Source organism: Mesorhizobium sp. 113-3-9 (assembly GCF_016756515.1).
Lineage (GTDB): Bacteria > Pseudomonadota > Alphaproteobacteria > Rhizobiales > Rhizobiaceae > Mesorhizobium.
Genome location: NZ_AP023246.1, coordinates 7,261,003 through 7,274,902, shown reverse-complemented (window position 1 = coordinate 7,274,902; position 13,900 = coordinate 7,261,003). Strand labels below are relative to the sequence as shown.

9 protein-coding genes and 1 pseudogene are annotated in these 13,900 nt (G+C 58.3%); 9 read left to right on the top strand and 1 reads right to left on the bottom strand.

All coding sequences use genetic code 11. The features are described 5' to 3' along the window. Positions 1-517: 517 nt before the first annotated feature. Positions 518-1,360, top strand: a complete 843-nt coding sequence (locus tag MesoLj_RS34735) for a radical SAM/SPASM domain-containing protein (protein ID WP_244420599.1) — start codon at positions 518-520, stop codon at positions 1,358-1,360. A gap of 89 nt (positions 1,361-1,449) precedes the next feature. Here the strand turns inward: MesoLj_RS34735 and MesoLj_RS34730 are convergent. Beyond that, positions 1,450-2,223, bottom strand: a pseudogene (locus tag MesoLj_RS34730) (GDP-mannose 4,6-dehydratase); the annotation flags it as partial. Between the two features lie 529 nt (positions 2,224-2,752). Here MesoLj_RS34730 and MesoLj_RS34725 point away from each other — a divergent pair. The 8 genes from MesoLj_RS34725 (at position 2,753) to MesoLj_RS34690 (ending at position 13,636) form a co-directional block, all read left to right on the top strand. Then, positions 2,753-4,057 (top strand): SidA/IucD/PvdA family monooxygenase, encoded by a 1,305-nt coding sequence (locus MesoLj_RS34725; protein ID WP_202327596.1) that lies wholly within the window; start codon positions 2,753-2,755, stop codon positions 4,055-4,057. Positions 4,058-4,822: 765 nt separating this feature from the next. Beyond that, positions 4,823-5,602 (top strand): phytanoyl-CoA dioxygenase family protein, encoded by a 780-nt coding sequence (locus MesoLj_RS34720; RefSeq protein ID WP_202324322.1) that lies wholly within the window; start codon positions 4,823-4,825, stop codon positions 5,600-5,602. 327 nt (positions 5,603-5,929) lie between these two features. Continuing rightward, positions 5,930-7,930 (top strand): class I tRNA ligase family protein, encoded by a 2,001-nt coding sequence (locus tag MesoLj_RS34715; protein ID WP_202324320.1) that lies wholly within the window; start codon positions 5,930-5,932, stop codon positions 7,928-7,930. A 1,498-nt stretch (positions 7,931-9,428) separates the two neighbouring features. Beyond that, positions 9,429-9,632 (top strand): CCE_0567 family metalloprotein, encoded by a 204-nt coding sequence (locus tag MesoLj_RS34710; protein ID WP_027033222.1) that lies wholly within the window; start codon positions 9,429-9,431, stop codon positions 9,630-9,632. Beyond that, positions 9,629-9,946 (top strand): ferredoxin III, nif-specific, encoded by a 318-nt coding sequence (fdxB, locus tag MesoLj_RS34705; RefSeq protein WP_096453666.1) that lies wholly within the window; start codon positions 9,629-9,631, stop codon positions 9,944-9,946. The genes MesoLj_RS34710 and fdxB overlap by 4 nt, the downstream gene beginning before the upstream one ends. A 37-nt stretch (positions 9,947-9,983) precedes the next feature. After that, complete coding sequence (locus MesoLj_RS34700; protein WP_096453668.1) at positions 9,984-10,298, top strand: exopolysaccharide production repressor protein; 315 nt, start codon at positions 9,984-9,986, stop codon at positions 10,296-10,298. A 1,717-nt stretch (positions 10,299-12,015) separates the two neighbouring features. Beyond that, positions 12,016-12,612, top strand: coding sequence for a hypothetical protein (locus MesoLj_RS34695; protein WP_202327595.1), 597 nt, complete (start codon positions 12,016-12,018; stop codon positions 12,610-12,612). Between the two features lie 64 nt (positions 12,613-12,676). After that, positions 12,677-13,636 carry a S8/S53 family peptidase gene (locus tag MesoLj_RS34690; protein ID WP_202324317.1) on the top strand — a complete coding sequence of 320 codons (960 nt, stop codon included), beginning with the start codon at positions 12,677-12,679 and terminating at the stop codon, positions 13,634-13,636. Positions 13,637-13,900: the final 264 nt, after the last annotated feature.

Below are 13,900 nucleotides of genomic sequence, written 5' to 3'. Positions count from 1 at the left end.
CCGACGCCAACATTACCGCAGGGGAGACAGCCAAGTCTGTCCTCAAGCGTCTGAAATGCATGTCCAAAAGCTGACAGCGACAAAAAACATGTCTGGTCCAAAACAACCGGCCGCCTTGGGCGTGAGGTTTCTCGAAGCCTACTCGTGCAGTTGCGCGGCTAAGCGCGCTGGCACGGCCTTTGCTAGAGATGCGGCAATATTGAGTCGGGGCTGACCGCATAAGAACGCGAGACGATTGATGGTCTGCTGCGCCATCTCGGCGGCGCGTTCGCTCAACGGTCACGGCTACACCCTTGGCAACGGCTGACGCGCGACTTTGCGGTTGCGCCGCCCTGCCGCGCCGATGCGCCCAAAGTTCGTTGATAGTCCGCTCGGCCGATTGAGGAAACCGGCTGTTGACTGCTGCCAAGGCGGAGATGGCTGGGCTCATTCGGACTGTCTTGACCGTCGGTGTCATGAAGCCAAAGACACCATACTGGACGTTATGCATGACCAAGACGAGTGGGAGTCACAACGAATGATTTTACCGGAACTGCGCTCTGCTATCCCAGCCGGCAGAGTTTTGGAGATAACGACGACCACAGGATGCATCGTGGGATGTTCATATTGTCCGCAGGACAAGTTCGCTGACCGGCAAAGAAAGGTATCTGATACGAAGCATCTTAGTCTTGGAGATTTCAAGCGCTGTCTGGCGCGCGTACCAGCCTCCGTCGACATTAGTTTTGCCGGGTATTCTGAGCCATGGCTCAATCCGGATTGCACCGAAATGGTCGAGCACGCTTCCGCCAAAGGCCACGGCATCAGGATTTTCACGACGCTTGTGGGAATGAAGGGGCAGGATCTACAACGCTTGCAGGCGCTGCGGTTGGGGGTATTCGTGGTTCATGTTTTTGATGATGGCGCCCACATGAATAGCCGCCTTGTCGGAGCCAAGTATCGCGATTTGGTTGGTCAACTCGTCGACGCCGACATCCCTTCGATCCGATTCGTGGTTTTGGGTGAGCCCCATCCCGATATCGCCGACATTATCCCTGCCCAAGCCCTAGTTCGCGCGCGACCGGTGAGCAGCAGGGGTGGAAGCGTAGACCCTAAGATTGTAGAACCACGGCAGCCAGTCGTCGGAGCGCTGATATGCGTGGACGAACGGCAGTATCGGAATGTACTCCTTCCAAACGGCGAGGTTACTCTCTGCTCCATGGATTTTGAGCGGCGTCACGTATTGGGCAACCTTCTATGCGACGAATATGGCGATCTCTTTAAAAGCCCAGTTTTTTGCGAAATCGTCGATCGCATGAATGGAGCGGCTGGTTTCCTGCTTTGCAGGATGTGTGAATTTGCCGATCCAAACGATAGGAACTGACTGACGCCGGCTGACCGCGGCGGGCCTGAAATGCCGACGTCCCTGAAACGGCAAGATGCACATGCCCGCGAAGTCATCGTGTTTTCACGTCACGCTAACACGATCCCGTAGGCGCGGCAGTCAGCCTCGACCATTTCCGAGACGAACTCATCGAAAGTGGTCTTCGGCTTCCAATCGAGTTTTGTCGGCTGCCTTGGAGGCATCGCCGATCAGCAGGTCAACCTCGATTGGCCCGAAACAGCGTTTGTCGATCCGGATCAGCGCTTGATTACTCATGCGTTCAGGGCCCACCTCGTCAACGCCTTCGCCCTCCCAGACGATCTCCTTTTCGACTCGCCTGAAGGCAAGCCCCGACAAAGGTGCGGACCGTGTGTGTCTCGCCGGTTGCAAGCACGAAATCGTCAGGTTGATGCTGCGAGATGCGCCACATGCCCTCGACATAGGCGCGCGCCGAGCCCCAGTCGCGCTTTGCTTCCAGGTTTCCGAGATAGAGACAGTCCTGTTTGCCGGCCATGATCGAGCCACCGCACGCGTCACCTTGCGCGTGATGAAAGTTTCGCTGCGCGTCGGCCCTTCGTGATTGAACAGGATGCCATAGAGCCCGTATACCTCGCGGTAGTTCATGGTGATCCAGTAGGCGTAGACCTTCGCCACCGCATAGATCGAGCGTGGATAAAACGGAGTGCTCTCCTGCTGCGGGATGCCCTGGACCGAACCAAAGAGTTCGGAAGTTGACGCCTGGTAGAACCGCGTTTCTTTCTCGAGACGAAGAATGCGGATCGCTCGGCAGCAGCAGCGTGCCGAGCGTATCGGCATTGGCGGTGTATTCCCGGTCCCGAGGGAGACTGCACGTGGCTTTGCGCAGCCGGTGCAAGGTTTCGGCCTCAATGTCGGATACTCGACAGGATCGCAAACCTGCTTCCGTTGCTTTGCTCATGTTTTGCTCTGGCACGTTCGATGCAGGAGACCCTCCCGAACGCAGCAGCGGATGTCTTCTATGATCAAACCCACGGGAAAATGCTGTCGCCGCACTCATGACCGCGCCCTCGCTGGTCGCCAAGCAGGCCGAAGGTCGGCTCATCACGGTCGAGGCGGGCAACTGAGCCCAATTGCAATGAGGGATAGGCTGCGAAAGCATGTCACTGACCACGCGGGGGTCATCGAGGCGGGATTCTCGATGCCAGCCACGCGCAACATATCGCCGGCATGAGTGCCGATCTCATCACGGAGCCGGCATCCGCGGGCGTCACACCCGATACTACGAACGCGCGGACAAACTGTTGCAAGTCCTGCGGTGTCGACGATGCGTGCGGGAAGGGCAAGCCCAGCGGCCATGGCCGACATTCGCCGCATATAGCGCCTGATTGGGAGGCGTCAGCAGGAGCAGGACAACTGGATCTCTCTTGCATTGGGATCGGTGCTGGCCCGTCCAATTTGAGCCTTGCGTGTCAGATACACGAGCAAATCGGGCACGGGGCATTGTTCTTGGATCGGCAAGTTGACTTCCGCTGGCATCCAGGCAGCGCATTCGACTCTTCAGAACTCCAGGTCAGCCACGTCAAGGATCTGGTAACGCTGGTGAATCCGCGATCCGCCTACACTTTCATAAACTACCTGCACGAGAACGGGCGTCTGTACCACTTCCTGAATGCACAGTTCGATGCTGTGCTCAGGGCTGAGTTCGAGCAATACCTGAACTGGGCGTTCCGCAGGAACCCACTTGTGCGCGGCGGCGAGACCGTCCGCGAAATACGCTATGATGGCGAGTTTCGGGTGCGGACGGACGACGCGGTGCTTAGTGCCAGAGACCTGGTGGTCGGCATCGGCAAGCAAGCATGGATTCCACCTCAATTTCAGGGCTGGATCGGACGCAACCTGTTCCATTCATCCGATTTGCTGCACATCCATCCTGAGGTGCGGCAAAAACATGTTTGCGTCGTTGGTGGAGGCCAGTCGGGAGCCGAGGTACTGTTGCATTTGGTCGGTGGGCCAAGAGAACGGCGGCCTGCCTCGATCACCTGGGTCTCGCAGCGCGAAAACTACCTGCCCCTCGACAACAGCCCGTTCACAAACGAGTTGTTCATGCCCTGTTTTTCGGATCGTTTCGCGGCAATGAGCGAGCCGCAGCGCAAGCTGTTCCTGCGGCGTTTCGTGCTCGCCTCGGATGGTATTTCGGATCGCACTTTGCGCGCCGTCTACCAGGCGCTGTATCGCCACGAATTTCTTGAGCCAGACCTATGTGACATCGCACTGCGGCCGGGTTGCAACGTTTCGCGCTGCATCAACGCCGGCGCGGGTCACAACTTGACGCTGCAGCGCGGCTTGGGCGACGTCGAAGAAGTCACGGCCGACATCGTCATCCTGGCCACCGGTTACGAGAACGCCGTGCCAAGCTTTTTGGAACCGATGGCGGATCGGCTGCAACAGACCGACAATGAGTTGGTCATCAACGCGGATTTTTCGGTGTGCTGGGACGGACCGCGTGACAGACGCATCTTCGTACAGAACGCCAATCCCGGGCAGCGCGGGCTGGCCGATCCGAACCTAAGCCTGCTGGCCTGGCGAGCTCGCCGCATTCTTGACAGCCTTCTACAGCGCGCGCCGTGCGCGAACCCTGAGCATCCTGGCTTTATCAGCCGTACCACCGTCGAGAGCTGGCCCGACCCGGTAGCCGAAGAAATGGGCAGCGGGATATGACCCAGCGACTACTGATCATCGGCGGTGGCATCCAAGGAATGATGTCCGCCTCCGCTGCGGCGCAGTCCGGAGCCCGCTCCGAACTCATCGTGACTGAACATGCCCTTGGACCTATGGGCGCATCGCTTAATTCTGCGGGCGAGAATTTGCCCCACGGTCGTCGAAACCGTACAAGGTCGCTCACTCGAAAGTGCCCAGTGGCCCTAGCGGCCATGGCTGCGTCGGCCGTTAGCGGAGGCCTCCCGCCCGTAGCGATGCGTGTGGTGGCTGGACCGGGTGAGGTAAGTGATCGGGACCAGCTTAGGGAACCCGAGGACCCGGCTTGGCCTCGGATGGGTCAGTCTAGCGCCGAACTTGTGCGGACAATACTCGTTTTTGGAGCATCGATGGACCCGATGCCAGCGACGTGCCTCCCTGATCGCCCGACCGGAACGGGAACTTGTCGCAAAAATTTTCGCGGCGCACGACTTGCGTTGCGTCAGGCTGCACGAAAGGTCGTCTTATCGGGCAGTCGTACCATCAACAGCATGCTCGGCCGTGACTACCATGCAGACGTACCGGATCGATAGATCTTTACGGGCCTGGGCGATCTCTCCATTGAGGAGGGACAACAAAGCCTTGCAATCCACCCGGAGCGGAAGGCACTTTGCGTCGCCGTCTGCATGCCGTGGAGTATCGTCTCCGTGGGCCCACACCCTGACGGCGCCCGACTGCCTCTAACCGGAATGTTTGACCAACCACTCTTTCCAACAGGAGGCTTTTCGCATGTTGACCGATGCACAAAGAGAAAAGTGGAAGAAAGACGGATACGTCAGGCTCGAGAGGTTCTTCGATCCCGCGACTCTGGAAGGTATTTCCAGATCTGTTGAAGACATATCACGCTGGGATGTCAGCGACGATAAATGGCTCATGTGGTTCGAGAAAACGACGGACAATCGGAAGATCATCTCCAAGGTCGAGAATTTTCTGGACTTCCATGACCCATTGCGTCTGCTCCTCCTAGAAGATCAGCGCATAAACTCTGCGGTCGAGGATTTGCTTGGCGAAGATTCGCGCAGACTCAAGGAGTTGCTGATCTTCCACTATCCCGATAGCGGCGGTTATCGCCCGCATCAGGACATTTATCACATTCCACACAGGCTGCCCGACCGGATGGTCCATGCGATCGTTGCCATAGGCATTGACGATTCCGACCCGGACAATGGTGGCCTTTTCTTCAGCCCCGGCAACCACAAGAAGGGGGTATTTCCCATGGATGCCGGCGGGGTGATTGATCCTGAGGTCGCCAAAACATTCTCCTGGGAACCCGTAGTATGGAAGGCTGGCGACATCTTCATCTTCGACGATTATGCACCGCATTACTCGAAGCCGAATAAAAGCAATCGTTCGCGGCGGACGCTCTACTTGGTGTTCCAGCGTGCTTCAACCGGTGGACCGACCCGCGCTGAATATAACGTGCTTAAGCGCGCCCTTAATCCGCCGGAGGGCAAAGTGGCCGATCTCGACAACCTCAAACCCCCAAACGGCATTTTCTATCGCGATTGAGCTCACGGAACCAGGCGGGAATGCACACGAAACTGATCGGCCGCCAAAAAATGCGCGGAGAGCATGGTTTTGATTGCCGGCTACTGGAGCATCGCCAGCAGTCCGTTACAACGCTTCGGTATGTCGATTGTGCAGGTGTCGCCGGGGGGTCTTCTGTAACGTCTAAAGCCCCACTGGCGCCCGTCGTCACCCGCTTGGGCACCCAGAGCCGGATCATTCTAACGGAGGCGGCCAACGTGTCGGGCTGCCGCTCTCTTCGCAACTTGCAGCAGGGGCTGTTGCGTTGGCAGCCGAAGATACCACTGCTTCAACAAGCTGAGATTCGTCATGCGGAAATCCACGTTTTCTCGAACGCAGCTGTCGCGGGTGTTCGGTATCGACATGGCTGCGCTTGGGACGGGAAGCGCGGGCACCGGGTTTTCATTTGGCAAGGTGGCACCAGGCGTCACATCCGAGCCCCATCGGCACGACGAAATCGAGGCCTTCGTGGTCCTGTCTGGAGCGGGCAAGGTCAGGACCGACCTTGGGGAAATCTCGGTCGCAGCCGGCGATGTCGTTCTGTTCCATCCTTTTGAAGCGCATGTGCTGCACAACGATGGGCTCGAAAACCTAAACTTCGTCGATGTCTACTGGTGCGACGGCAAGGCGGCCCTCGAAGCTGCTGCACAGGTCGCGATTCCCCGCGGGCCGATCTTCGTCTTCTCCACGCCGCCGACGCCTAATGGCGATCTGCATCTGGGGCATCTTTCTGGCCCTTATCTTGGCGCCGATGTCTACACGCGTTTCCTGCGCATGAAAGGGGTCGAAGCCTATCACCTGACTGGAAGCGACGATTACCAGAGCTACGTCGCCACGCGTGCCGATGCCGATCAATCGACGCCCGGAAAGGTGGCGCGCCACTACGCCGACGAGATTCGAGCCACGCTTGCGCTTCTCGACTGTGAGGTCCACAGCTTCCTCCCCACCTTGGGCGATAGCGCTTATGCAGAGTTTCAAGCCGCGTGTTTCCGTAGTCTTCTGAGTAGCACGGCGGTAGATCTGCGCCAGAGCCCTGCGCTCTTCGATGCTGTGACAGGCGACTACCTTTACGAGCCGGATGTAAGCGGCCTCTGCCCCGATTGCGGCAGCTCCGCTGGTGGCAACATCTGCGAGGAATGCGGCGCACCGAACCTATGCCACGACCTAGATGCAGTCCGGTCGCGGCACTCGGCCGAGGCGCCGGTGGTCGGCTCCGTGCGCCGTCCCGAACTTGCGCTGGAACGGTGCTACGACAATATCGACCGGCATTTAAGGGCGTCGGGCGCCCCCGTTCGGATCATGGACCTCTTCGCGCGTCTACGCCAACGTGGCGACTTTTCCGTGCCCATCATCCACCCGTCGGACTGGGGGCTACCGGCCGAGGGATTCCCGGGGCAGGTGACCTGGGTCTGGCCAGAGATGGCGTTTGGCTTTCTTTACAACATCCAGACGCTAGCTACATCGCTCGGTCGTGACTGGAATGCGGCCCTGCCCAGCAAGGACTGGCAAATTGTCCATTTCTTCGGCTTCGATAATTCCTTCTACCACGCCCTGCTTTATCCGGCGCTTTATGCTGAGGTCTTCTCCCACTGGACGCCGCGCATCCGGTATCATGTGAACGAGTTCTACCTGCTCGACGGTCAGAAGTTCTCGACAAGCCGCAGCCATGCGGTCTGGGGCAAAGAGGTTCTGGGCCAAAAGACAGTCGATGTCGTACGTCTTCATTTGGGCCTGACACGCCCGGAAGGTGAGCGGACGAACTTCACGCTGGACGCGCTACGCCGCACCGAGAACGAGGTGTTCCAAGGGATCTGGCTGAATTGGCTTGATGCGCTGCACCGGGAAATCAAACAGGACTTTGGCGGCTGTGTGCCCGACGCAGGCGACTGGGCTCCCGCCGATCGTGCTTTCTTTGCTCGGATAGAGATCCATCGCGCAGCGATGGAACGCGCCTATTCGGACGATGGCTTTTCGGTCCGGCGCGCGGCCGCGCAAGCCTGCTGTTTCGTGAGCGATTGTGTGGTCTACCGACAGGCGCAAAACTATGAAGCGGCGCGACGTCTCTATCCCGCCCGCACCCGCACTTCGCTCGCCCTTCAGACGACGGCCGCTGCGATCCTGGCGCAGACACTCGCACCGCTGATGCCCCGATTCGCCAGCACGCTGGCGCGAGGTATCGATGGCGTCTCGACCGAAACATGGCCCACGTCCGTCCGGCGCCTTGCGCCAGGAACGACCTTTGAGCTCGGACCCGTGCTAGGCTTCTACGCCAGAGCAGACATTCCTGTTCTCGATGAGGAAGGGGCATAATAGCCTATCGGAATTTCGACCAGTTTTGGGCGGCAATCAAAGCCGATGATGCCGAAGCTTTACTCGCTACCACTGGCTGCCGAAGGCCACTCGCAGACCATAGACACGAACACTGGCCGGCCGTAACCAATCATATCGTCGAGACGCAGGCCCTCGCCTTGGAGGATCGCTCGATTGACAGCTTTCGGGCGCTTGCCATTCGTGCGGCAAATGCCGAGTGGGCTGCACTGCGCTGACTTTTCGGAATCGCGGAATTTCCGACCTATTGCCAGCCGGTCAAGAAGGTCATGCGGTTTGGGCGCTGGGTCAGCCTAGCGCGCCCGCGTATCGCCGGCGGCGAACGATGGCCGACGAGCGGTTCTCGCCCTCAAGCGTCTGACGCATAATGCGTGTCCAAAAGCTGACAGCGGCAGAAAACATGTCGGGTTCAAAACAACCGGCCGTCTTGGGCTTGTGAGGTTCGAGGGAGAATCATGCATTTACTGCGGACAAAGCGCTGGCATGACGTTTGCTGGTTGAGATCGGCAATACTGAATGAGGGCTGATCGCATGAGAACACGCAAGACTTTGATGGTCTCCTAACCGGTGTGTTCCGTTCTGAGAGAAGAACCAGCTCGCGTATAAACGTCAGGAAAGGTGTGGGAATGGAGAACAACATGTTGCGTAGAGAGTCCCCGGCTCCTCTGATCAAAGTGGACGACTGGCTGCGTGGCGAACCTCTCACGAACTTTCAGCCCGGCAAGGTGTCGGGATGACAAGTGGAATGGAACCCTGGTCAATCCGCCCATTTTCTGCGGCGCGCCCGCAGTAACTATGTCCATGGAGCACAGCGTGGACCGTTTGCTGCAGGTCAGGGCTCGGACCTTAGACTTCCAACCGAATAGCCGCGGCGGCGATATTCGACGCGAATTTGGCCCGTCGTTGAAGACGTCACAGTCCAGGACCTGTTCAAGGTCGGCCACAGGGGCAGCATTTACGTGGAATCGGCCTGGCGAGGCCGGACGTCGGCTGCGTAAGCGAGCACGAAGTCAGCGTAACCGAAAGCAGAAATCCTCCGTTGAGGACGAGACCTGAAATTGAGGAAACGAAATGTCTCACGCAGCGCTTGGCCCTGCCGTCAACAAGGATGGCGAGGCCCGTGCCCGCCCGTTCGTCAAATGCCTCCTGCGGCTGATCCGTGCTCAGGATTTCCACGGAAATCGGACACCGGGCTGCTGGCCGATTTCATTGTCCCCGAGGAACTGCGCCGGAATATCCACTCAATGCCAATCCGGATCCGTTTTAGACCGTAGCGGAGCTGGCGATCGAGGAGCGCTAAGGCGTGATGACATTGTCAACAACAGAAATCAAACGTCTGTCGAGACGTCTACCGGTTCGGCTTCGAGACTCTCCGGAAACTCGCGGAGACCGGCCGCGAAACTGGTCGGCGATGTGACTGCAGCTATTGCCTATCCCGAAGTGGCGCGGGCGTGAAGAAACCCATTTTCGAGGAAGGATCATGTCAAACCTGGATGAGATGGCGAAGAAAGTCCGAAAGCTTCAACTGCGCGCGGCAATTGCCAAGACGAACTTGCGCGACCTTGCCGAGGGTCTCCCGGTCAAATGGATTGAGATAGAGGAAGTCGCCGAGAAAACGCATGCCGTTTATGCCGAGTTGGATGGTGCCAGGAGAGAGCTTGCCAAAATGAAGACTTTGCGATGAGGAGCACATTCATCAGCCGCGACGGCTCCATATGGGTGCCGGAATATCTGATCGCTATCGATGGCAAGATCTGTATCGGCTGCGGCCGCTGCTTCAAAGTCTGCTCGCGCGAGGTCATGCATCTTTACGGCGTCGATGACGCGGGTGAGATCCTTGGCGCCTGCGACGCCGATGACGACGATTTCGATGGTGAGCTCAATCGCATGATCATGGTTGTCGACCATGCCGGCCGCTGCATTGGCTGCGGAGCCTGCGGCCGCGTCTGCCCAAAGAACTGCCAGACCCATCTTGCGGCCGACCAGGTCGCAGCATGAGCTGCATGATTTGACGAGACAAAATCAGGAGGACGGCATGCGCTTCATCATCTTTTGTCGGCTCCTCGGGCTGGTCCTGTGCGGCAACGCTGTGACGGTTTACTTCGCCTCGCATTCGTTCCGTCTAGCAGTCGTCACGACGCTGGGCTGTTCGCTACTTCTTCAGCTGGGCTATTTCGCAAGTGTGCTCTTTCTGATTTGGCGATCCAGCTGCGCTGGCAAAGCCGGGCAAGAAGCTGAGCTTGTCGATAGGTCCCAGGAAGTTCGGTCGAGCGACGATGAGCATTGGAATGAAACTCAAGATGTGCCACGGCGCAATCAAACGCTCGGCATATCGCTGCTCCTCCCTTGAGCGCCGTCACAAGATCAGAGCTCAGATTCATCCCTTTGTTGAAGTTTGATTATTCAGGCCAGGTTCCCTGGTAAGGTCGAAGGCGACGGCATTCTCATCGTTCTACCGTCCAGGGGAATGCAGTTTCGGTTCTCCGGGCAATGGTAGTCGATCGCAGCGCGCGGCACGCGGGTTGCTTCATCTCGAAGGCGAACGAAGCGCCGGAAAACTTAACATGTGTGAAGGCGGCACATGTCCGGCTTCGCCACAGCCGTATGATGAGCTTCAAGAACCGCGCCTGACGCGCCCACCGCCCAAACAATCCGCACTCGCCGGGCTGCGCAACCCGACCAGCTCCGCCCGGCGAGCGCTCCTCGTCGCGCCTATGCAAGCGGAGGCAATAAGTGGACGCCGATCTGGAGTGCGGCCCTGTGGACAGATATCAGGCTGCTGATTTGCCAGTCTGCCGGATGTGTTGATCCTCGAACTGCTGTCCGCATCCTCGGCGACATCGCCGTATCGCCGCTCGAGCTCTTGGCATTGCCATGTCGTGCGACGGGCCTGCTGTCGCCCGCTGCCGCGCGGATATCTCGCACCCTATTTACCTCCGTGCCGAGGCGACCTGGCCCGCGATGTTTTCGAAGCACCGCCTGAGGGCGCTCGAGTGCCTCAATGAACTACGTCTGGGCCAAAGCCGGAAAAACGCGTCTAACCTTCGTTCTTCGTGGGCTCGACGGCTCACTTGCTGAGGCGTCACATACGCGAGGTCGCCGAGGGGCTGATTGGCCTACGGCGCGGCCATGCCGATTGTGGCGATCCTCGCGATCATCTGCCCGCCACATTCGCCGCGCCGTCTCTCGTGGCCGCGCCCTCTGCATTGAAGGTAAACATACGCCCTGTCCGTCAGCCTGCGAACAGTTCGGAGCTAAAACCCGGTCACCACCAGTTCGCCAGGTCGAAATGGCATCGAACGGCCTGGTGAGTGCGCTCTGGTTAAGGTGTAGGTCGATGCCGAGAGGCCTCGTTCGGCATTGTCCGATAGCCGACAATGTCGGGTACGCAACGTAGAGGAAGCTGACTCTCGGGTGTTTTTAAATGCTTTTGGCTTGGCACGGCAGATGCTCGTTATTGCGCAAAACGCACGGATTGAGTGGTCCCACCGACACGAAAGTCGCTAGCTTACGCCGCCTCCCAAGGCGAACCCGGCCCGGCAGGGAGCTCCGTCTCTGCCGGGCATGCCTTTTCAGACGATTCGCGTACAGAACTTCAAATTGGGCGGCGCAATGTCCGACTGAAGTGGATTGCGTCGAATGGAAAATGAAAGCCGTTTCGAGGCTCTCCGGCGCATGGCTGGAGCGAGAAGGGAGTGTTGCCATGCGGGAGGGGTCACGCTCAGCGTTTTCGTCAATATCCGGCAATTGTGTCGGCTTTGTCGGTTCGACGACACGGCCTTGGTTGGCCGGCGTCTTGGACGTTTTGTCTAAGCCGCTGAAAACAAACATACTATTCCTTCTATGGCGCCGTCATCTAGATCGGCATGAATTTTGCTCGTTTCCGTTGAGAGGGCGGGAGCTGCTTGCCAGGGAGAGCGAAGAGATGGCTCGGGCGAAATTGAAGGACGGGAGATCACAGATTTGTTGCGAATGAACACGTTGGCCGCTGGCGGCCATGCGTCTGCGGCTGGACCCTCCGTGTGGTTGAACATGCGGCAAGGGACTGCAGTACGCGTGTCGATCACATGATTTGCTGGCGGATCCAACGAGGGGGGGTGCAGATGTGCATACGGTCGGCGAGTTACGTCCTGTTCGTGATGGCATTCTTCGCCAGCCCGATAACTGCGAACGGACAGGAGACCAGCCTTGTCGGCATTTACCAGGGTTCGGAGCTAACCGTGGCAGCCAACCATCTGGAACAAGGCGGATACGAGCTGTCGGGCGGTACCAAAGTGTCTTTCGACAAGTGGTACCATAGCAAATGGATCGACATGCGATTCGAAATGTTGACGCAGCTGTCGGATGATTTCGGTCTCCTGTGGGGCGCGAGCACCGGCCAACATGCCGAAAAGGTCCGAATCGAGCCAGGTTTGAAACTCGGCCTTATTCTGCAAAAGCGACCGACACCGTCCACGACGCTTTCTCTCACCGTCAGTTCGATTTTGGGCGGGAACCTGACGGAACGACCTTGCACGGCTGACTATGGCGCCGTCGGCGGCTTCCAGACAGTGAATTGCCGTCTGGCCGCGTCGCAACTCCGGCCTGCGGACACGTTGAAATATATGGCAAACATCAATCCAAGCCGATTGAAACTCGATCTCCGGTTCAGGGGTGAATTCTAGAGATAGGGAAAGGCATAGGCGGTACATTTCGTTGATGCAGAACAATCCAGACAGGAAGTCTATTATGCACAAAACACAATTGTTCCCGGTAGGACTCGTTGCCGGTCTTTTCATGTGCCTGCTGACGGCACCCGGTTTTGCTGGTGATCTCGATGCGCGGGTCAGCGGTAAAGGAACGACCGGAACGCCAACCACGGAAAGCAGTAGCTCGGGCTGCCCACAAAATGCCGACGGGACCTTCTGCTGGATGAGCCTGGATATTGGTGAAGCATGGGCATCGGGCTATACCGGTTCCGGCGTATCGGTGACTGTCGCAGACGACTTCACAGGTGAAATGGATGAGTTTGGGGATCTCGGCTATGGCCCCCAATGGCGGCAACATGGGCAGTGGATCGCTCAAGCAGCCGGCATGGTGGCGCCTGGCGCAAAGATAGTCGAGCTCGACTATTTGGAAGCAGTTCCGCTGACGCTGGAGGAGGGGCTCAATGTCATTAATCTGAGCTATGCCCTTGAAAACCCAGTGAGCGGGTACCGGCTCGAGCAGTCGATTGTCGATGCGGCCCGGGCGGGTGCCGCGGTCTTCACAAAGGCAGCCGGAAACAAATCCGTAGCGGTAGGTACCCCGGCCGAAGGGGATATTGATTTCCTAGCTCTTGAGCTGACTGGGACGCAATCGACAATCTTTGTGGGTGCGCTCGAGCGCAATGGCACTCCCGAAAACAAGGCGAAGCTCGCCTCCTATTCGAATTACGCCGGTTCAGATTCGGAGGTGCAGAACCACTTCCTCACGGTGGGGGTCGATAGCGACAAGATTGGGCTATCCGGAACGTCTTTCGCGGCACCTGTAGTGGCTGGCTATGCCGCCATCCTTGGCAGCAAGTTCACGTCCGCAACACCGACACAAATCACCAATCAGCTGCTGGATACAGCCAGGACCGACACGCTCGTCAACTATGACGCGGCGACTTACGGCCGCGGCGAGGCCAGCCTTTCGAGGGCATTGGCACCCGTTTCGATCAGGTAGACGAGTACTTCGATCGAGCAGCTGAAACTTCTGTGAGGCGTTGAGCGCCACAAAAATCGCCTCGCAGAATTCGGCTCGGCAACTGTGCGGTTCTGCCGATCCAAGCGCAAACAAGAGCCACTGCGTTTTTATCGAAGTATGTTGGTTTGGCGGTCTAGCTGCGCTCGCAAAGCTGGCAAAAACACAGATGCCGACCGCGTGTCGTCGTAGGTTTCCTAGGCGATGGTCGCCTCATCGCAGCATGCCGACATGTGGATCGCTTCG

Coding starts and splice junctions, on each gene's coding strand:
- MesoLj_RS34735 (WP_244420599.1), top strand. CDS start 518: ATGATTTTACCGGAACTGCGCTCTGCTATCCCAGCCGGCAGAGTTTTG.
- MesoLj_RS34700 (WP_096453668.1), top strand. CDS start 9,984: ATGCGCTTCATCATCTTTTGTCGGCTCCTCGGGCTGGTCCTGTGCGGC.
- MesoLj_RS34690 (WP_202324317.1), top strand. CDS start 12,677: ATGCACAAAACACAATTGTTCCCGGTAGGACTCGTTGCCGGTCTTTTC.
- MesoLj_RS34715 (WP_202324320.1), top strand. CDS start 5,930: ATGCGGAAATCCACGTTTTCTCGAACGCAGCTGTCGCGGGTGTTCGGT.
- MesoLj_RS34710 (WP_027033222.1), top strand. CDS start 9,429: ATGTCAAACCTGGATGAGATGGCGAAGAAAGTCCGAAAGCTTCAACTG.
- MesoLj_RS34695 (WP_202327595.1), top strand. CDS start 12,016: ATGATTTGCTGGCGGATCCAACGAGGGGGGGTGCAGATGTGCATACGG.
- MesoLj_RS34720 (WP_202324322.1), top strand. CDS start 4,823: ATGTTGACCGATGCACAAAGAGAAAAGTGGAAGAAAGACGGATACGTC.
- fdxB (WP_096453666.1), top strand. CDS start 9,629: ATGAGGAGCACATTCATCAGCCGCGACGGCTCCATATGGGTGCCGGAA.